The organism is Microbulbifer regidiadema (SeqCode) (assembly GCF_052466995.1).
The window spans coordinates 3148154-3168204 of sequence record NZ_CP174297.1 but is presented as its reverse complement, the minus strand read 5'-3'; the positions used below and the strand labels follow the sequence as shown (position 1 = coordinate 3168204).

Here is a 20051-nt window from a genome sequence, read left to right as displayed (position 1 = left end):
CCAGGTTACACAATGGGGGCAAAGGCGGTCATGCTGTCTTGCAAGGTGCTATCGCCGAGTCCGTGGTCTGGAAATAGCGTGGAGAAATTACCTTGCTCCCCGTGCAGGGCCATATAGTTGAGTATTACCGTCTCCACCAATAAGTTAACGTTGTTGGCTGCGGGAGTGGAGGTGGTTTCTACATCACCGGAGCTGCGCATATAGCCGAGCTGTTGGTGAATTGCCTGTTCGTCTACGCTACTGCCGAGTAACTGCGGCCGCCCTGCCGGGTTGTACACCAGGAAAAATGAGGCGGCGGTCTGCTGGTCGTCACCGGTCCAGACGCCTTTGCCGCGCCCCTCTACCGAGTCGTCCAACATGCCGTTGGAGAAAACAGAACCATCACTAAAGACGTAGATCATCAGCGGCTGGTTGCGGCGTGCGGCATACTCCAGGCAGGCGCCGATACAGCGTCCGGCGCGTAGGTCGCGCAGTTCACCAGTAGCTCTGTCACCGGTGTGGTAGTCGTAACCGCCCATACTGATAGTGCCGGCGCCGGCGTAACCATTGACGACCAGCTTCATCACGGAAGCAGTTTTTTGGAACTCGCTGTCGCTACTCAGCTCTGAGCTGGTAAATACACCGGAGGGGCCGACGATATCGGGGTCGGATTCCGGGTTTAAATTGGCCGGGTTGCCGAAGCGATCAGCTAGGTCGGCACTTTTCATATAACCGCAGCGCACCAGATCTTTAATAACGGCATCGGTGCTGATTTGAGTATTGACGTTGCTGAGTTTTGCTTCGGAGATGCGGTACATAGACTCCATGACCGCAACGGTGTCCTCCTGGCTGAGCAGGCCCACCAGGTCTCCCACGTCCACAAGGCCGGTAACGTCTGAGGGGCGGTCTACTTTGGTTGGCCGCACTTCGGGGTTGATCATGGCGGACGGAGCCATAGAGTTGCCGCCGGAATCGCTGGAGCTGGAGCCGATTAAGGCCAGCAGCGAACCATTGGCACCGGCCTGGTTGATACCGTACATGGGGTTGTGGGGGTTGTTGCCGGTGTCGTTTTCCGAGCGTGCGGGAATCACCGCACCATTTGTCGCCGATGCGGTGCCGCTGCTGATTTTTTCCAGGATACCGCGCAGCATGCCGCTGTCGCTGTGGAAGGCGAGACCCAGATCGGTATTGATAAATTCATCGCCCAGCGATGGAATCATATCGCCGGGGAGTCCCTGTTTGTTGTAGCCGGCCGTACCGAGGAAATCCATTTGCCCGCCTTGTTTGCCTACCAGCACATTGGAGCCTGCGATATTGGCGCCGCCGGCGAGATCGAAACAAATAAAAGGAATTTTTCCGGCACCGAAAGAACTGACATCACAGGGCCCGCCATTGGTTTGGCGCAGTGCCTCCAGGTCTGAGGAGAGGGCCGCATGGGCACTGCGGGGGTCGGCAAACAAACTGAATACAGAGCCCCCCAGTACTGTTGCCATACCCGCGCGAAAACCCTGGGCGAGAAAATCCCGACGTGTTACCGGGCGGTGGTGGTCCGGATGCCGCAGGGGCTGGTCCAGATCAAAATGTTTTTTCTTGCTCATAATATTCCCGGGTAAAGTGTTCGGTATGCCGGTTATTTATTCTGATGCGGCTCTGGGCGAGTTGCCGCTAAAGCCGCTGTTGTTTTGCTGTAATTAGTGAATCAGGATCATGGCGCTACCCATTGCGGCGGCGCACACGGCTTTCACTGTGGTTGTTGTGCGGTCGGCATCACAGCTGCTGGCGCAGGCTGTCATGGTGTCGATCAGTGAATCCAGTTCTGTCTCTACCAATGCCAGGTCTGGTGCGCTGGCAAGTTGTGAGACGCTGCCGTCGTGCCAGTTCATCTCGTGGCCCAGCAATCCCTCCATCAGCGGGTCGATAATCTGAGCGCGCTTGCTGGCACTGTCGAAGGCGGTATCTGCGGAGGCACTGAAATCAAACCCGCTGAAATAACTGCTGCGATCACTGGAGTCCACCAGAGTGCTGCAATACTTCACCGCCAGTTGGGTGATGCCCATTTGCTGTGCGGCGAGGAATCCTTCGATGTCACTTTCTACCGGCAGTTGGCGTTTCACCGTTTCCCAGGTTTCATAGATATCCGGGTGGGCCATAGAAATTCCTGTTGCCTGGGACAGGCTTGCATGGATCTGTTCAAAGCGGCGCAGACCTATGCGGGATTGAGGTTCCAGGTCGGCGGCCTCAGACGGTTCCGCTGGCGTGGCCTCCACGCGGTTATATGTTTCGCTGCCGATTTTTTCGAAGGTCAGGAAAAATTCGTCGTCGAGAGGGCCCTTGTCCAGAGTGATAATGGTTCCGAGCCTGGACAGTTGCTGACCCTCGCCGGTTACATAGCTATCGTCGACAGCGGTAGCCAACTTGGCCCAGGCCTGGCCCACTTCCGCTTCGCGGCCATTAATGCCGATACGCATCCCCTCAATGGCGACCCCGGATGGGTCGACACTCTCATCGAGACTGACAAAGGTGGGCTCGCTAAATAGATAGGCATAATTATCGAATTGCTGCACGGTAAACATGACATAGCTTTCGGCAATACCGGTGTGCTCTTCAACTTTGAATAACAGCAGATATTTTTCCCCGACACCGACCTCGTAGTTGGTGGCGATATCTTCTTCCGACAGCGCGCGGGAGTGAATTGCCAGCAGGCGAATGGAGCCCTCCCAACTGTTGCCGTTACTGACCTCACTGCCTACAGCGAGGGCGAAGGTGTCGTCCCAGGTGGAGAGCAAACCGGCTTCGCTGGGGTCCAACTCGCCGGTATTGGCACCGTTGACGTAGAGCTTGCGTCCGTTAATGGGGTCGTAGGTGGCCACTACGTGCTGGAGGCTGGCTTGTACAACCTGATCGGCATCATCCGTTGCCAGGAACGGCATACCGTCCGCATCGGTGTTGTCGTTGCGGTTTTGCACGGTATAGCTGTATTGCTCCTGGCCGAGAGTAAAGTTGCGGATATCATCGCCGCCGGAATAGGTGACGATGCGCGCCGGGCCCTCCTGTGAGACATTGCCGGGAGCGGCCCAGATCTCGATGGAGTATTCGCCGGTGGCGCTGAGGGTATCGTAGAGCTTGCTGCTGGTTGCGGTAGCCCCCTGCGCTTTGCCGCCTTTTAATTGCAGTCCCCAGGAATCGATCCACTCCACATCGCCGGACAGGGCGAGATCGATCGCCGGGTTCACCCCGGAGGTGTCGTAGGCCGTGGTGCCGCTGCCGGTTTTAAATTCATAAAGAGCGATGGCATTGCTCTCGATACGCCCGCCACTGCTGGCCACAATGCCGTCGGTAAGACGCAGCGCTTTACTGATAACCCAGTCGGGGTCTACCTCGGTGAGACTGATCGTATCGGCGAAGGCCTGGATTGCATCGGTCATCTCAGCTTCGTTATCTGCGCAGTCATCCCAGCAGTTGTGATATTCACTGCCCAGGCGCACGGAGAAGCGCGAATCGGCAGGGGAGTCCAGGTTTATCTTGCTGACGGCATATTCGTAGGCGAGATCGACATCGGGACTGGCGAAGTAGGGTGTTTGTGCCGTCGTCGCATCTTCACTGTGACAGTCGGCACAGTAGCTGCGCAGCAGGGGATAAACGGTGGAGCTAAAACTGCCGCTGGACTCGGGGAAGCTCTTACTGGCCCCCACTTCGCGCTCGACCGGGGCGACCAGGCTAATTGTATTGCTCAGGCTGCCGCTGGCTCGCGCCCACTCCTCGATATAGTTGGTAATAATTTCCGCGCAGGCATCATCGCTGGAAAGCCAGCAGTTGTGCCCACCGCCGACCTTGGTTACCAGGCGGGATTCATCGGGGACCGATAGGTTAATCAACTCGCGGCCGGCATCGTAGGCCGCATTGATATCGTCACCGCGCACAAAGTGCGGGCTCTGATTATTTTCAATATGACAGCTGCCGCAGCGATTTGTCGCTGCCAGGTTATCCCAGATATAGAGCTTGTATTGGTTGACGTCATCAGTCTCAGGATCTGGCCCGGAATAGGACGCGGTGCTATCACTGTCGCTGGTGTCTGGCTGAGTTTCAGTGCCTTCCCCACTGCCGCCGCTACAGGCACTGAGAGCCAGCGCTGCGCAAAATAGTGAGGCCATTCTCAGTGTGCGAGCTGTCAGTGAATTTTCTACCACTGGGAGATATTTATAGAGTTTCATTTTTTAATCTCCCGCACAGTACACCGCAGTGTCTGCGTATACCTGCTTGAGTTTGTAGCCGGTATTGCTGAAGTCGTCGGCTATCGTTTCTATACGTGCGCGGTCGCTGGCATCTTCCGGCTCGCGCAGGCAAACCTGATGAAAAACTTTAGTCACTTGGCACTCGGCAAAAGCGCGGCTATTGGACAGCTCCTCTCCCAGGGATTTAATTCCATTGCCACTGCCCGACAGGTCGTCGCTCCAGCCCAGGTGCATATTGGTTCCCTCGCGCCAGTAGTTAATCCAGCTATCATCGTCAGTGATAAATCCGTGGGAGAAATTACCGCTGTTAATCAGGTTTTTAGCCTTGACGCGGCTGCCGGTCTCGGGGTCGATATCGCCTGCGGTGTTGTAGTCCAGGACTCCCTCTTCACCGTCGGGATCATTGTCCGCATCGTATACATAGTCGTAGTAGGCAAATGCCTGGGCCATGGGGTCCATGCCGCTGTGGCAGCCGATACAGTTATTTTGAAATACGCGGCTGTCGCCTCCGGGGCTGCGGCTTACATCCTGGCGGATTCGATCCGGCGAGCGCGAGGTGTCCTGCACCTGCTCCATGTCATTGCACAGGTGATTGAGCATGGTGAAGCGAAACATAGCGCGATTGGTTCCAGCGCTAAAAAATGCCTTGGCCGCAGCGCGGCTGGTGAGAACGCCGGCGGTGGCATCTGCGGGCAGACCGTTTAGAGAGGATTGGGTTTCCTGCACCAGGTTGTCCTGTAGGGAATAACCTCCGGCCTCCAGGGTTTCGTAGTGGTTGTTGTTGCCGGTGTTGTAGGCGGGCAGCCCGGAAATATCGCCGATATAGAGAATATTGGCCGACAACAGCTGGCGAAAATCCATATCGTCCCGAACCATACCGATCACCGTCGCGCTGTAATCGTTTAATGGTTCAAATACATCCTGCTCCTCATTGGTCCAGGGGGTGGCCAGATTTTTTAACGTGACATTGTAGAAGGCATCGTCCTCCATTGCGGTATATGCCGCAGCGGTAGGATCGCCGTTCTCAATATCCTCTGCCATATCCAACAATACGCTTTCACTGGGCATGGTGCCGGTGAGGCGGTTGTGAATTTGCAGGGCCTGGTCCTGTGATGCGGATAGGGCAGAATTACTCCACAGACCTACTCCGAGCAGTGCCGTTACCGTGGTGAGCCGGAATACACGCGCTCGAGACGAATTATTTTTCATTGGACTATTTTTGTCGGTGAGATCACTGGGATGTGGCGAAGCAGTCTAAAAGCAGATTTCAATAATGTCAGAGTGACTTTTAATATTTGCGTCCCAGTTGGCAAACTTTTTGTGCGCAACTTGCGAGAATTACCCTCAGCGGTCAAAGCCGTATAAAAAAGTTCTCAGGCGAAGAGCACAAAAAGGCGAGCGCTGCTCGTACCAAACCCCGGTGGATAACAAAAATGAAATGTTTGCGTGCGGTGCCGCTTTTGCTCCTGGTGGCGGCGTGTAGTGGCGGTGGCAGCTCCAGTGGTGATGAAGACCAGGCCGAAGATCCCGTCGTGGAAGATTATCCCGTTGCCTTTGTGCGGCGCCAGTTAACTAGTGGCGATGATGGCAGCCTGCTTCAGGACAATATTTATCAACCCGGGGAGTTTTTTGCCGGTGCCGAGCTGATTTTAAAAGATCGCGCAACCGCCAGTGCCGCAGAAACCGTTATTAGTGCAGATATTTTTGACGGCGATTACGATGTTAAAGACCTGAACACTTCGGCCGATGGTAGTCAGCTTATATTTGCGATGCGGGCACCGGAAATTGAAGATGCCGATGATGACGAGCAGCCCACCTGGAATATCTGGGTATACAACTCCGAGACAGGAGAACTCAATCGGGTAATTGAGTCAGATTTAACCGCAGAAGAGGGCCAGGATATCGCCCCGGCCTTTTTACCCGACGGGCGCATTGTTTTCTCCTCTACACGGCAGCGGCGCTCCAGAGCTCTACTGCTGGATGACGATAAACCGCAATTCTCGGCTCTGACCGAAAACCGCGAGGAGCCCGCATTTGTCCTTCATGTGATGGAGGCGGACGGAAGCGATATTACCCAGATATCGTTTAATCAGAGTCACGATTTGAATCCCGTTGTGCTGAGTGATGGACGCATCCTGTTTAATCGCTGGGACAATACGGCAGGTATCGATAAATTAAGTCTTTACAGCGTCAATCCAGATGGCTCTGATCTGGCGGTTTACTACGGTTATCACAGTCAAAACACCGGTACGCAAGACACCGAGGCGGTTTTCAATCGCCCGCATGAAATGCCCGATGGCCGCCTGTTGGTGACGCTGCGCGCTCCCTCGGGGCTCACCTATGGGGGCGATCTCGTTACTATCGACGGAATTGTTTATCACGAAGCCTACAGTGAGCCGGAGCAAAGCGGCGAAATGGTCGGACAGGCCTCTATCAGTGTCGGGGATGTCACCACCGACGATACTATTTCTCCACACGGCACTTTTGCCTCCGCCTGGCCGTTCTACGATGGCACCAGTCGCCTGCTGGTAACCTGGAGTGAGTGCCGGATTATTAACGGGGAAACCGAGCTGCTGGAGACCTGCCCTGACAGTGTTGCTGAAGAGGAAGAGGTCCAATTGGCGGACCCACTCTACGGCCTGTGGATTTACGATTATATTGCCGGCACGCAACTTCCCATTGTTGTTGTGGAGGAGGGGGAAATGATTTCTGAAGGGGTGACTCTGGAGCCCCGCAGCGAGCCCACCTATATCCCAGATCCCGTTGCCGGAGTCGATGTCGATGCAGATCTGGTCGAGGAAGCGGTTGGCATCCTGGATATTCGCAGCGTTTACGATTTTGATGGTGAAGATATTGTCGGAATCGAAGCCCTGGCAGATCCTGCCCAGACCACCGCAGACCTGCGGCCCGCACGATTTTTAAAAGTTTCCAAGGCCGTGGGCATTCCCGACGATGATATTCTCGACTTCGATGGAGCCGCATTTGGCCGCAACGGTAATTGGGGTATGCGGGAAATACTGGGATATACCCCTATCCAACCCGACGGTTCCGTCAGGGTAAAAATTCCAGCAGATATGCCCCTGGCAATCTCTGTAGTGGATGCGGATGGCAAGCGTATTTTCGATGCGCACAACAACTGGTTACAGCTGCGGGCGGGAGAAGTGCGCAGCTGCAACGGTTGCCATAGTGGCGATAGCGAAATTCCCCATGGGCGTACGGATATGCAATTGGATTCCGCCTGGGATGGCGCGCCTACTTCGTCTGCACCATTTGCCAATACTGAGCCTGCGCTACTGGCGGAAATGGGCGAGACCATGGCCCAGCTATTGGCCCGCTACACCGGTGAGGCTGAACTCGAAGGGGATCTGCATTTTACTGATTTGTGGACAGATACAGCGCTGCGCGCCAAGGATGATGAGCTACTGCTGTCATACAGTGATTTGAGCACCGAGGCACCGGTAGATACCACCTGCTTAACGGAGTGGGACAGCAGCTGCCGAATCGTTATTCACTATGAACAGCATATTCAGCCGCTATGGGACTTATCCCGCGAGGTACTGGATAGTACTGGTGCGGTGATCGATGATTATACCTGTAGCGCTTGTCACTCCCCGCTCGATGCCGCTGGAGCCATACAGATTCCCGCTGGACAATTAGATCTCACCACCTCGGCCTCTTCGGTTAACGATGCCTGGTTTATCTCCTATTCGGATCTGGTGGCTGATCGTGCCGAACTGGAATTGCTCAATGGCGTATTAACAGCGCGACTTGTGCAGGAGTATGACAATGATGGCAACCCTGTTTACGAAGTCGATGAAGACGGTGAGCTGCTGCTCGATAGCAGTGGTGATCCAATTCCGCTGATGGTCACCGTCAATATTTCCTCTCCCTTGGCGGGCTCGGCACTTGAGAGCTCGTTTTTTTCCCTTTTTGCTGAAGGCGGTTCGCACCAGGGATATTTAGCCGATGCCGAATTGCGCTTGATTGCCGAGTGGTTTGATATTGGCGCTCAGTACTATAACGATCCTTTTGCGGCACCGGCAGATTAAACCATGTTGAAATTACACCGCTATTTTATCGGTCGTTTCTCGCTATTTATATGGCTTCTTGTTGTTGCCCGGGCGGCCTCTTCCGAACAGGCGTTGCTGGAATCTGCTGTATCAGCTGAAACCCCACCAGAAGCGTTGCGTGAGGCTGAACAGCAAAATAAAGGTGAAGGCCCTGAGGATGCTGAACTGGTTACAGTGGGCAATACATTTATCAATATTTACCGGGGCCCGGGCCGCAGTTATCCCATTTTCTATGTGGCGGAATACGGTGAGAAAATTTGGTTGCTTAAGCGCCGCACTGACTGGGTAAAAGTGCTGACTGCGCGCAGTAAAAGTGGCTGGGTAAAAGTCGATGATCTGCGGGAAATCTACGGCGAGAATGGCGAAATTGTCCGGGTGCCGTTGCCCGATTTCTCCGACGTTGATGACGGTTATTTTTATCTGGGTTTGAGCTACGGTGATTTTGCCGGGGCGAATTCTCTGGGGCTCAGTCTGAGCTACCAATTTACCGCCAATTTATCTACAGAATTACGTGCGACCCAGGCGGTGGGTTCCTATTCAGACAGCCAAGTGTATCAGTTGGCGATGGTGCACCAGCCCTTCCCGCACTGGAAAGTCTCCCCTTATTTTGTTTTGGGCGCTGGGGTAAATATTACCTCTCCAAATGCCACGATTGTCGCCAGTGAAGATCGGCAGGATACAAGCATGCTGGCGGGGCTTGGATTGCGCACTTACCTGTCGCGGCGCTTTGCCCTCAGAGCGGAATACACCAATCACTACTTGCTTACCACGCAGGAAAATAATCAGGAGATAGTCGAGTGGAAACTTGGTTTCGACGTATATCTGTAGGCTCTGCCGCCCTTTCCGCTCTAGTCGGGACTCAGGTCTGTAGTGCCCAGCAGGGGGATGATGCACTTGCAGATATTATCGCACCTGACTTGGAACGGCGGGAGATACGCGATGCCCTTATTGATAGTGAGAATATAGAAATCGGCCTATTTGCCGGCATTATCAACGTCGAGGATTTCGGCTCGAATACCCTCTATGGCACCTCAGCGGCCTACCATATCAGTGAAGATTTCTTTATTGAGGCCACCTATGCACAGACTGAGCTGGGTGAATCCAGCTTTGAACGCTTGAGCGGTGCCGCGCCACTATTGACCGATGAGCAGCGCGATCTCAGTTATTACAATACTTCTGTGGGCTGGAATGTTTTCCAGGGCGAGTACTTTGTCTTTGATGACTGGGCTTTTAATGCCAACTTCTATGTTGTGGGCGGTGTGGGGAACACCTCCTTTGCTGACGAAGAGCACTTCACCTACAACTTTGGTGCTGGGGTGAGAATGCTGGCCAACGATTGGCTCGCCGTTCGCCTGGATGTGCGCGATCATGTTTTTGAGCATGAATTATTTGGCGAAGCACAAGTTACCAATAATCTTTCCGCCCAATTGGGGTTTACCCTCTTTTTTTAGATAATCAATAAATAACAAGGACTCTTTCATGAAATACCTGGCCGCTTTATTGACGGTGCTTTTATCGGTGTCGCAGGCCTACGCCGCTGAGCCCTCGAAAGATTTTACCCTGAGTTCCAACCAGGGCGGAAACCTAAGACTCGCGGAGCAGCGCGGGGATGTCATTATGCTGAATTTTTGGGCCTCCTGGTGCGGCCCTTGCCGACAGGAAATGCCATTGCTGGATCAATTACACGAGCGCTATGCCGCAGCGGGTTTTCAGGTTTGGGGAGTCAATGTGGATGCGCAGCGTAAAGATGCCGACGCGCTACTGGCAAAAATTCCGGTGGATTTTCCCATCCTGTTTGATGGCAGGGGAGAGGTGAGCAAAATGTATGGCGTTGCCGCTATGCCCAGCAGCGTATTTATCGATCGGGATGGCAATGTTCGCTATATTCACAAAGGTTATCGCGATGGTGATGAAGCCGCCTATAAAAAAATAATTAAGGAATTGATTCGGGAGTAGCGCTATGCGTGCACTGTTGCTAGTTTGCGCTCTCTTGATGAGTACAGGTTGCACCATTAATCCCTGGGTTGCCCCCTATGAGCGGCAATTTCTCGCCGATCCCATTATGGGATTTGAGCAGGACCCGGTAGCTGCTCGCTATATGAACCACGTTTACGAAGCCCGTGAAGCTGCGCGTGGAGCCGAAGGCGGCAGTGGAGGTGGATGTGGCTGTAACTAAACTCCTATCGCGCTGGGGTGCTTGGTTATTTTTAGGGCCGGTGATTGCTGTTGCCGCTGTTCTTCCCGAAGAGCGGGCCGACAATATGTATCACGCCTATAGCGGTGGAGGTGTGACCATTGATGGACCCTCAGTACTGATTCGTAAGAATCTCGGCAACAATATCTCCCTGTCTGCCAATTACTATGTGGATATGATTTCCGGTGCCTCTATTGATGTGGAGGCGACAGCCAGTGAGTACACTGAGCAGCGGGATGAGTTCTCCCTGGGGGCAGACTATTTGGTGGATAAAACTACCATCAGTATGGGTTACACCAACAGTTCCGAGAATGATTATGAGGCGCAGACCATAGCTTTCGCTATCAGTCAGGGTTTCTTTGGGGATTTGAGTACCATCGGCTTGCGCGTCAGCTACGGAAGCGATGATGTGTTCCGCAACGGCGATGAAAATTTTGCGGAGGAAGCGCAGCATCGCCGCTATGCACTCAGCTGGAATCAGATTCTCACCCAGAAGCTGATCGCTGAATTAAGTGTGGAAACGGTGGCCGATGAAGGCTTTCTCAACAACCCCTATCGCAGTGTCAGATATCTCGATGAAGCATCTGGTAGTGGCTTTAGTTATCAGGCGGAGGTTTATCCCACTACGCGCAATAGCGATGCAGTTGCCTTGAGGGCTAAATACCGTCTGCCCTACCGTGCGGCAATCAAAGGGGAGTACCGCCGCTATGCAGATAGCTGGGGGGTTGTTGCAGATAACGTGGAGTTCCGTTATATCCATCCGTGGAAGGAGCGCGATGAATGGGTTTTGGAGGGGAAGATTCGCTATTACCAGCAGAGTAGCGCAGATTTTTATAGCGATCTTTTCCCCTATCTCAATGCCACCAACTTTCGCGCGCGGGATAAAGAGTTGAGTAATTACACAACGTTGGCCCTTGGTTTTGGTATTTCCTATGAGTTGCCGAAGCGTTGGTCCGTATTGAAACAGCGGAATACGATTAACCTTTATTGGGACCATATCCTGTTTGATTATGAGGATTTTCTCGATGTCACTGTGCACGGTGCCGACACATTGATCAGCCCTGGGGATGAACCGGCCTATAGCTTCTCGGCCAATGTAATACGCTTATTTTGGTCTGCTCGTTTCTAGGGATAGAAGCCTCTGTTATTTTGTTCTTTTATGTAAGAACGGGGCGCAGAGGCTTCATCCATTGAGAAAGTTGCGTATCTTCCTATTGCTGGGAGTAATCTCTAAGCACTTCTCCTATTCTTATACGATAGCTGTCAAACAGCTGATTTTTACCCAGGTTTTGCGCCTGCCAATGTTCTTTGTTATTTTTCCAGTTCTTCACAGATTCTTCATCCCGCCAAATAGAGAGTGATAACAGCTTGTCGGGCTGGTTGAGGCTCTGAAACCGCTCTACCGAAATAAAGCCATCTAAGTGAAGCAGTTGCTCCTTTAGCTCTGCGGCTATGGCCAAGTATTTATCCCTTCCTGACGCTTTTGGTATAACTTCAAATATGACGACAATCATGCCTTATTTTCCCCTGATGCTTTTAGGTAGGTTTCTGGCACGACATTTAAAAAGCTGCGCCTTTCTTCAAGAATAAATTGTTCTCTTTTGGCAAATTCAAAATTTTTACTGCCTTGGGGGGACTGTTTTAATCGCTGTCGATACTGCTTGTAGTGAGACAAGCTGGTAAAACTGATAATACCGAAGGCCTGGAAGTTGGTGCCTTCGGAGGGGAGGAAATAACCCAATAGTTACCCGCCGCAGGCGGGAATAATTTCACCCCAGTTCTCAGCGTACTGGCGGAAAGCATCGATCTTAAACGGGTCGATTTTGTATTCGATAAAACAAGTTACGCTCATTTCAGTTGCCTCTATTCAGTATTTGCTGGCATTCTAGAGGATTTGATTTTCTATACTTCGATGGCCAACGAACTGTTGTGGTGGTAACTATGGAACCTGATATTTCGGTGATCTCCAATCTGATAGGGGATAGGGCGCGCGCAAAAATACTGATGGCACTTATGAGTGGACAGGCATTGACAGCGACAGAGCTGGCCTGCGAGGCAGATGTGACTGCGCAAACGGCAAGCAGCCACCTGTGCAAGCTGGTAGAGAGTGGGCTCTTGGTCGTACGCAAGCAGGGTAGGCACAAGTACTTTCAGCTGGCGAGTTACCGGGTTGCCGAGGCGCTAGAGATGTTACTTAACCTGAGTAGCTCCCTGGGGCCGCAAAAAATAACTACGGGGCCCGCTGATCCCGATTTAAGAAAATCCCGCATCTGTTATGACCACTTAGCCGGGGTCACCGGTGTTCTACTATACGAGGCTTTGCTGAGCGCTGAAATACTTACTGAGGAGTCACAGCAAACCTCCCTAACCAAAGAGGGTGAGCTATTTTTTCAGAAGCAGGGAGCGGCGCTAGATAGTTTGAAGCAGCGCAAGCGCCCTGTGTGTAAGTCGTGTCTGGACTGGAGTGAAAGAAAAAGCCACCTGGCCGGCAGCTTGGGCCAATGGATACTTGAAGATGCCCTGGCTAAGCAGTGGGCGCTCAGAAGACCGGATTCGAGGGTGATTACTTTTTCCGAAAGGGGAATCACACAATTCTCTAAGCGCTATCAAATTGATCCGGCCAGGCTGTGCTAGGCGAGCTATCCGCTGTATACCAGGTTGGCAGAGAGCCCGGCCAGCCATATTAGCTGTGCGGCATAGCTGAGGCGCTGGTGCAAACCGGGGTTGGTTTTCTGTTCGTAGGCCTTTTTTAAGGTAACCGTAAAATAGATAGCGAAGAATAAACAGGTGGCACTAAATAGTCTGAAGCCCATTGAGAAGTCATTAGTGAAAATACTAAGCAGTGGGGCAAGCAGTAATGATAGCAGCATAAACATGCCCGCCCAGGAGTGTATCTGGCATGCACGGCTGGGGTTTTGGGTGTAGGGGTCTGCATCCATGGGAAAATAGCCCGCAACCCAGGTCCCAATTCCGTGAATAATAATTAAACTTCCAATGAGGGTAAGTAGAATAGAAGCCTGTTCAATTTGCAGTATATGTAGGCCAAATAAGCAGAAGAATAGACCCAGCGGATAGTTGTTAATGAGGGGGGAGAATTTTTGCGTCGGACTTCCTGTTGCGCCCAGCTCACTACAGAATTGTTTTGAGTGGCTATAACCGGTGTATTTTATTCCCGCTAAAGTGACACCGGCCACCATCCATACAAACGAGATAATTCCAAAGTAAGCAAACACTTTACTGGTCCAGGTTGGCTCTATTGGAAGAGAAGATAGCGCTGAAAAAAATTGATTTCAAGCAGGTTTATTGCTGCATCATAAGGAAAAATGCTCTGCACGGGAGGTGCGCTGTGAATTTATGTGCGTAAGCCCGCAGAGGTATTGTGGCGTTATCCAGAGCCCCCTTTACTGCCAAGGGTGTAACTATTTTGTCCTTATTGTTCGCATCTGTTTTATTTCTTTTGTATTTATTTAAATTTGCTGGAGAAATTCACTTACTATGCGCTATCAGCTTGATAAAAAGGGCAGGGAAGCGGATATGGATGGTAATAACAGCGGGAAATTTTCTGATGCTAAAAAAGCGCTATCTCTGGCAGCGCGATACGCGAAGGATTACGTGGCCGCTATCCGGGATCGGCGAGTCAGTCCGTCTGCGCTGGATCTCGACAGACTGCGGCATTTTAATCGTGACTTGTCTCGGGCCGGGCAGCCGGCGGAGGCGGTGATCGAAAGCCTGCACCGCTATGGCTCCCCGGCAACGGTTGCCAGTACCGGTGGGCGTTTCTTTGGTTTGGTTGTCGGTGGGGCTACCCCGGCCGCTATGGGAGCTGCGGTAATGAACGCGGCCTGGGATCAGGTGGCGGTTCTGGAGGCGTCGGCACCTTCGGCCATTTACTTGGAGCGTATAGCGGCACATTGGATTTTGGAGTTGCTCACACTGCCGCAGGCAGGCAGCGTGGGTTTTACGACTGGCTCCTCTATGGCCAATATGGTGTGTTTGGCGGCCGCGCGTAATGCGCTCTACCAGAAGCTCAATATCAACCTGGCGGAGACTGGGCTCGCCGGTGCGCCGCCGCTGCGTATTATTGTTTCTGAGCAGTCCCATGTCACGGTTCACAAGGCGCTCTCTATCCTCGGGTTTGGCACCGGCCAGTTGGTTGAGGCACCCTGTGACGCACAGGGTCGGGTGCGGGCTGATACATTTCCCGAGGTCGATGAAACCACCATCATCTGCTTGCAGGCGGGCAACGTAAATTCCGGAGCTTTTGATCCATTTGCAGAAATTATTCCCCGAGCTAAAGCGAGGGGAGCCTGGGTGCATGTGGATGGCGCCTTTGGTTTATGGGCGGCGGCCTCCCCGGCGAAGTCAGTGCTGACTGCGGGGGTCGAGCAGGCGGACTCCTGGGCTGTAGATGCCCACAAGTGGCTAAATACGCCTTATGACTGCGGCTTGGCAATTTGTCGGCAGCAGGGGGCGGTACACACGGTGATGACAACCCAGGCGCCCTACTTACAGGCGGGGGTGGACGTTGCGCCTAAGGATATGGTGCCAGAGTTCTCCCGGCGGGCCAGGGGCGTGGAAGTGTGGGCGGCGATTCAGGAGATGGGGGCCGAAGGCATTGCGGCGATGATCGAGCGCTGTTGCCGCCACGCCGAACATCTATGTGCGGGCTTGGCAGATATGGGCTATGAGATCCTCAATGAGGTGGTGTTAAACCAAGTGGTGGCGACGATAGGCACTGCGGAGGATATTCAGCAAATCGTCAGGGCGATACAGGAGGAGGGCGTATGCTGGTTTGGCGCGACAACTTGGCGGGGCAAAACGGCCCTGCGCCTCAGTGTCTCTTCCTGGGCGACTACGGAGCGGGATATTGCCCTCACTCTGGAGGCTATTCGCCGGGCGACTGAGACTCAACTGGCTAAATAGCTCTGATCTAGGTATCACCGCACAATAAAATTTTTCCGCTGGCAGGGGCTGTAATCAAGCGCCGGAGAAATAGAAAAAGAGGCCGCATTGCGGCCAAGTATGGGGGGATGAAAATCAAAGGGTCTAATGGGCGTTAATCGGATCAGTTTTAATTAAATCGTAGCGGCTGAGTTCCGGTACCAACTGGTGGAGATCGGTTTCCAGCTGATCGATGGTGCTCAGTTGTGTACACAAGCGGTATGCCGACTGCTCAATATTCTCCGCGCGCTGCTCGATTAATCGCTCCGCCTCTTCGGTGGCCTGTTCCTCGATACTTTCCCCCCCGGTAAAGGCGGCTTTGAGGGCATGCCAGGCAATCGTTCCCGCAGACTCCATAGCGAGGCGCTCGATACGGGGTTCAAACTCTTCAGCGATGGTTTTCTCTATATAGTTACCCATCTCTTCGTCCCCCAGCTGATAGATCTCCCCCTCTTGATTGAGGCGGTCTTCAGTGCGCTGGATTAGCTCGGCGGAAAATTGTTGCAGCTCGAGGATATCCGGGTGATCTGGTCCGGCGAGGGCGCTGATGGCGATGGACAGGCCATCCATCGCAATATCGACCGCTTCGAGAGTGAGCACCAGTGTGTCGCGACCGGCGATATGTAATTGCTGGCGATACTCTTGCAGCAGCTGCTTCTGCTGGGAATTGAGGGGCAAAGGCTCGCCATCGATCAATAATTGATTGGGGTGCTGAAATGTCACTAACTGCTCGTTTTCCCGGCCCACGTTAAAGAAATCCGGGCCTACCTCAATGGCGTAATCTGTGGATACGTTGCAGTCGCTGGTATCGACATGAAGGGAATCGTGGGCCATGGCCTGGGTGCTGATGCCTAGGCCTATCAGGGTTGAAAGTGCAATTGGCTTCCACATATGCCGGTTTCCTATTGTGTGTCTTTGCAATGGGACGCGCCGGGATCGCCGAATGGATGCAGAGGCACAGAAATTTTTCTGTTTTTTTGCCGCAGATGCCGGCGCCTGAGTGCCGGGCGTGGATGTTGTGGCGGCTATTCGGTATTTTTAGCCCATAACACTTAATAAATTGAGGGTATTCAATGTCCATAAGCAGGTTCATTGTCGCACTGGGCTTCCTGATCGCCAGTGCCATAGCGCAGGCTGGGAGTATTGCCGAGTACACCGCCGGCATGCACCGGCACGGCGGCTTCCACAACTTTTACTGGGATGAGACCAATGGCCGGGTGCTATTGGAGATCGATGAGTTTGAGCGCGAGCTGCTCCTGCTCACCGGACTCGCCCAGGGGCTGGGTTCCAACCCTGTGGGCCTGGACCGCAACCAGGTGGGTGAGAGCCGGCTGGTGAAATTCCAGCGTGCGGGTAACAAGGTATTACTGCATCAGGTGAACCTGAAATACCGCGCCCAATCAGAAAATGCAGCGGAGCGTCGTGCGGTTGAGGAGGCTTTTGCCTCGTCGGTACTCTGGGGTTTCAAGGTACTTGCCCAGAGCGGGCAGAGCCTACTGGTGGACTTTACCCCTTTCCTGCTGAGTGATCAGCACGGCATCGCTGCACGTCTCAAGGGGGCGGAGCAGGGCAGTTACAGTGTGGATAAGAGCAAATCGGCAATTTATCTGCCCCGCACTAAAAACTTTCCCAAGAATAGCGAGTTTGAAGCACAGCTGACCTTTGCCGGCGCAGCTCCGGGCAACTACTTGCGCGAAGTGGTACCAACGCCCACATTAGTATCTCTGCGCCAGCATATCTCCCTGATTGAGCTGCCGGATAGCGACTACCAACCCCGTCGCTTCCACAGTCGCAGCGGTTACTTCCCGTTTGCGTATCGAGACTACGCCACCGCGATTGAAGAGCCGCTGGATCAGCGCTACATCTATCGCCACCGACTGGAAAAGAAAGCGGCTAGCGATGAGGTTGTGGAGCCGATTGTTTACTACGTGGACTCCGGGGTGCCGGAGCCGGTGCGCAGTGCCCTGATCGAGGGGGCCAGCTGGTGGGATCAGGCATTCGCCGCTGCGGGGTTTAAAAATGCCTTTCGCGTAGAGGTGCTGCCAGAGGGGGTCGATCCTCTGGATGTTCGCTATAACGTGATCAATTGGGTACACCGCGCCACTCGCGGCTGGTCCTACGGTTACTCGGTTTACGACCCCCGCACCGGCGAAATCCTCAAGGGGAATGTTACCTTGGGGTCCCTGCGTGTCCGCCAGGATTTTCTGATTGCCCAGGGGCTTGTACAGCCCTATCGCGGTGACTCGGTCAGTACTGAACAGCTAAAAGATATGGCCCTGGCGCGTATCCGCCAGTTATCGGCCCACGAGGTGGGCCACACTCTGGGGCTGGCGCACAACTTTGCCGCCAGTACCGAAGAGCGTGCCTCGGTGATGGACTACCCAGCTCCGTTGGTCTCCCTGTTGGGAGGTAAGCTGGATCTGGCCGATGCCTATGCTACCGGTATCGGCCGCTGGGATAAGCTGGCGATTCGCTATGGTTACGGCGAGAGTGGCGATGAAGCGAACTACCTGGAGGGCATTATCGCCGAGGCCGGGGAGCAGAAGCTGCGTTTTATTTCAGATCCGGATTCCCGCGCGATCAATAATGCCCACGCCGTCTCTCACCTGTGGGACAACGGCACTGACCCCCTGGCGGAATTCCAGCGAATGGTCGAACTGAGGCGTCACGCCCTGGAGAATTTCTCCGCAGCGGCAGCGCCGCTATCTGCGCCCCGCTCTGACCTGGAAGAGACCCTGGTGCCGGTGTACTACGGCCACCGCTATCAGGCGGAGGCCGTGGGCAAACTGATCGGTGGCCTGGACTATGACTATGTCTATAACGGTACCGAACAAAACAGCTACACCCTGGTGCCCGCCGAGCGACAACAGCGGGCGATCGATGCACTGCTGGATACGCTGTCGCCGCAATTTCTCACCTTGCCGGAGCGGGTCTTGCAATTGATTCCGCCCAAGTCCTATGGCTACGAACGCACTATCGAAAGCTTCCCCGCCTATACGGGCGTTGCTTTCGATGGAGTGGCCCTGGCAGAGGCGGCGGCCGGACATACGCTCGCTATTCTGATGGACCCACAGCGCGCGGCGCGTATGAATCAACAGCGTGCCCGCAGCAGCGAGGTGCCGGGGTTTGCCGGCGTGTTGCAGCGCTTGACCGCACAGGCCTTGCACAATGGCGGCTACACCGGTTTACAGGCGAGCGTACACCAGCGGGTTAACCACGCCTATATCGAGCAATTGATGCTGCTGGCAGGCAATAGCAAGGCGGATGAGTCGGTGCGGGCCAAGGCACATTTGGAACTGGCCAAGCTCCTCCAGGAGATCGGCGCTATGCGATTATTCGGCGATGACCCCGAGGGCTACAGCGCGCACTACTACTATGAAGCGCAGCGTATAGACGCCTTTAAGCAGGGCAAGCTGGAAGTAAAACCCGGAGCGGTTAAGGGGATGCCGCCGGGATCTCCGATCTGATCTGATATGTATAAGCGGGGATGGGGTATTTTCGCCTATCCCCGTTTGCGATTAACCGCGAATAAACTGGGATTTTTTTATCCAGTGGTTGCCCCGATATTGGCGCGAGGGTAGCGGGCTTTTCTTGGCCCAAAAGAAGTGGCGGTTAAATTGAAACTCCGCATCGTAGCCCTCCGCCAGCGCAGCCAGGGGCACGGCCTGCCAGCTGGTCTGGCGGCGTTTACTGGTTGCCTCCAGCAGGTATTCCCGGTCGTTCAAGATGGCCACCACCCAGGCGTGGCCCTGACCTTTGTGGGTACCGAGTGCCACCCGCGCATCCACTCCCAACTCGATTAGCCAGTCCGCCAGTAAAATTGCGTGGTCTTCACAGTCGCCGCGTTTTTGGTAATAGGCCTGGCGGGAAGTTTGCCAGATGTCCGATAAGCCGGCGTATTGCAGGTGATCGTATTGGTACTCCTTCTGCATTGCCAGGGTATACAGCGGGACCCACAGCTGTTGGGTTTTAAAGGGTTTAAATCCCACCAGGTAGCTATTGGCAAAGTGGTGCTGTTGGTCCAGTCCCCGGGCGGAGGCTGTCACCGCCTCAATACCCTGCCAATTCCACACAGAGACATGAGCGCTCTCTTCCCGTGAGCGTCTGTCGACGACTTGCTGAATGGTTTTTTCTTCCAGCGGGTGGCGGGTACCCACTACCCGCACGACGCCCTGCTGTGAGTCCACAGTAGGGGCTGCGCTATCCCCGCTACTGCCAAAAGTGCGCAAATTGTCGGAAAGCGGTATTTCCGGTGCGCTTTTTGTTGGTGCTTCCTGGCTATTCCCTCGCCGCACAAGCTCTGGGGTGATCAGTGCGAGGGAAAGTACCAGTGTGATAGCTAGCCACTTGCGCACGGAGCTAACCCTTAAGACCAAACGAAATAATGATGGCGACAAATATTAATATGGTCGATGCAAATATAGATACCGCGATATTTCCATTTTTTAGCTCACCTTCGATATCTACTGAGCGAAGTAGTTTTTTATCAATGGTAATTAGAGCGGTGATACCAATAAACAGTGCTAACAGTGTGTACAGCAGATTGATACCCAGGTTAAACAGGGTCGCCGTTAAAAATTCCAGTTCCATAAGACCTTCAAGTCAATGAGATTTTTTTGTGATTGTTAATGGCAG

At 53.8% G+C, this 20051-nt stretch carries 18 protein-coding genes; 9 read left to right on the top strand and 9 right to left on the bottom strand.

Features of this window, described 5'->3' with window-relative positions; translation table 11 throughout:
- Positions 1 to 5 precede the first annotated feature (5 nt).
- The 3 genes from ACJJIK_RS13805 to ACJJIK_RS13795 form a co-directional block, all read right to left on the bottom strand.
- Positions 6 to 1577, bottom strand: coding sequence for a hypothetical protein (locus ACJJIK_RS13805; protein WP_444943085.1), 1572 nt, complete (start codon positions 1575 to 1577; stop codon positions 6 to 8).
- A 93-nt stretch (positions 1578 to 1670) separates the two neighbouring features.
- Positions 1671 to 4190, bottom strand: a complete 2520-nt coding sequence (locus ACJJIK_RS13800) for a LamG domain-containing protein (protein WP_444943084.1) — start codon at positions 4188 to 4190, stop codon at positions 1671 to 1673.
- 3 nt (positions 4191 to 4193) lie between these two features.
- On the bottom strand, positions 4194 to 5420 hold the full coding sequence (locus ACJJIK_RS13795; RefSeq protein WP_444928878.1) for a hypothetical protein: 1227 nt from the start codon (positions 5418 to 5420) through the stop codon (positions 4194 to 4196).
- Between the two features lie 224 nt (positions 5421 to 5644).
- Between ACJJIK_RS13795 and ACJJIK_RS13790 the strand changes: the two genes are divergently transcribed.
- The 6 genes from ACJJIK_RS13790 to ACJJIK_RS13765 are packed head-to-tail and all read left to right on the top strand — an operon-like array spanning position 5645 to position 11604.
- Positions 5645 to 8260 carry an HzsA-related protein gene (locus ACJJIK_RS13790; RefSeq protein ID WP_444943083.1) on the top strand — a complete coding sequence of 872 codons (2616 nt, stop codon included), beginning with the start codon at positions 5645 to 5647 and terminating at the stop codon, positions 8258 to 8260.
- A gap of 3 nt (positions 8261 to 8263) precedes the next feature.
- Entirely contained in the window at positions 8264 to 9109 is an 846-nt protein-coding gene (locus tag ACJJIK_RS13785) for an outer membrane beta-barrel protein (protein WP_444943082.1), read from the top strand.
- Entirely contained in the window at positions 9079 to 9732 is a 654-nt protein-coding gene (locus tag ACJJIK_RS13780; RefSeq protein WP_444928875.1) for an outer membrane beta-barrel domain-containing protein, read from the top strand. The genes ACJJIK_RS13785 and ACJJIK_RS13780 overlap by 31 nt, the downstream gene beginning before the upstream one ends.
- Before the next feature lie 28 nt (positions 9733 to 9760).
- Positions 9761 to 10237 (top strand): TlpA disulfide reductase family protein, encoded by a 477-nt coding sequence (locus ACJJIK_RS13775; protein WP_444943081.1) that lies wholly within the window; start codon positions 9761 to 9763, stop codon positions 10235 to 10237.
- Between the two features lie 4 nt (positions 10238 to 10241).
- Positions 10242 to 10457, top strand: a complete 216-nt coding sequence (locus tag ACJJIK_RS13770; RefSeq protein WP_444928873.1) for a DUF4266 domain-containing protein — start codon at positions 10242 to 10244, stop codon at positions 10455 to 10457.
- A complete protein-coding gene (locus ACJJIK_RS13765; RefSeq protein ID WP_444943080.1) occupies positions 10444 to 11604 on the top strand; it encodes a DUF3570 domain-containing protein in 1161 nt (386 codons plus the stop codon). Before ACJJIK_RS13770 ends, ACJJIK_RS13765 begins: the two co-directional genes overlap by 14 nt.
- Positions 11605 to 11686: 82 nt before the next feature.
- Here ACJJIK_RS13765 and ACJJIK_RS13760 read toward each other — a convergent pair whose 3' ends face one another.
- Positions 11687 to 11989 carry an antibiotic biosynthesis monooxygenase family protein gene (locus ACJJIK_RS13760; RefSeq protein WP_444943079.1) on the bottom strand — a complete coding sequence of 101 codons (303 nt, stop codon included), beginning with the start codon at positions 11987 to 11989 and terminating at the stop codon, positions 11687 to 11689.
- A complete protein-coding gene (locus ACJJIK_RS13755) occupies positions 11986 to 12216 on the bottom strand; it encodes an NIPSNAP family protein (protein WP_444943078.1) in 231 nt (76 codons plus the stop codon). Before ACJJIK_RS13755 ends, ACJJIK_RS13760 begins: the two co-directional genes overlap by 4 nt.
- A gap of 200 nt (positions 12217 to 12416) precedes the next feature.
- On the opposite strand from ACJJIK_RS13755, the gene ACJJIK_RS13750 reads away from it, so the two are divergent.
- A complete protein-coding gene (locus ACJJIK_RS13750) occupies positions 12417 to 13109 on the top strand; it encodes an ArsR/SmtB family transcription factor (RefSeq protein WP_444943077.1) in 693 nt (230 codons plus the stop codon).
- Between the two features lie 5 nt (positions 13110 to 13114).
- On the opposite strand, the gene ACJJIK_RS13745 is transcribed toward ACJJIK_RS13750, so the two are convergent.
- On the bottom strand, positions 13115 to 13708 hold the full coding sequence (locus tag ACJJIK_RS13745) for a DUF998 domain-containing protein (protein ID WP_444943076.1): 594 nt from the start codon (positions 13706 to 13708) through the stop codon (positions 13115 to 13117).
- Positions 13709 to 13970: 262 nt separating this feature from the next.
- Here ACJJIK_RS13745 and ACJJIK_RS13740 point away from each other — a divergent pair, with 262 nt between their 5' ends.
- Positions 13971 to 15398 (top strand): pyridoxal phosphate-dependent decarboxylase family protein, encoded by a 1428-nt coding sequence (locus tag ACJJIK_RS13740; RefSeq protein ID WP_444943075.1) that lies wholly within the window; start codon positions 13971 to 13973, stop codon positions 15396 to 15398.
- 123 nt (positions 15399 to 15521) lie between these two features.
- On the opposite strand, the gene ACJJIK_RS13735 is transcribed toward ACJJIK_RS13740, so the two are convergent.
- A complete protein-coding gene (locus ACJJIK_RS13735) occupies positions 15522 to 16307 on the bottom strand; it encodes a DUF2884 family protein (protein WP_444943074.1) in 786 nt (261 codons plus the stop codon).
- Between the two features lie 182 nt (positions 16308 to 16489).
- On the opposite strand from ACJJIK_RS13735, the gene ACJJIK_RS13730 reads away from it, so the two are divergent.
- Positions 16490 to 18883 (top strand): zinc-dependent metalloprotease, encoded by a 2394-nt coding sequence (locus tag ACJJIK_RS13730; protein ID WP_444943073.1) that lies wholly within the window; start codon positions 16490 to 16492, stop codon positions 18881 to 18883.
- Between the two features lie 51 nt (positions 18884 to 18934).
- Here ACJJIK_RS13730 and ACJJIK_RS13725 read toward each other — a convergent pair whose 3' ends face one another.
- Complete coding sequence (locus ACJJIK_RS13725) at positions 18935 to 19771, bottom strand: transglutaminase domain-containing protein (RefSeq protein ID WP_444943072.1); 837 nt, start codon at positions 19769 to 19771, stop codon at positions 18935 to 18937.
- A 4-nt stretch (positions 19772 to 19775) separates the two neighbouring features.
- Entirely contained in the window at positions 19776 to 20006 is a 231-nt protein-coding gene (locus tag ACJJIK_RS13720) for a DUF350 domain-containing protein (protein WP_444928863.1), read from the bottom strand.
- Positions 20007 to 20051: the final 45 nt, after the last annotated feature.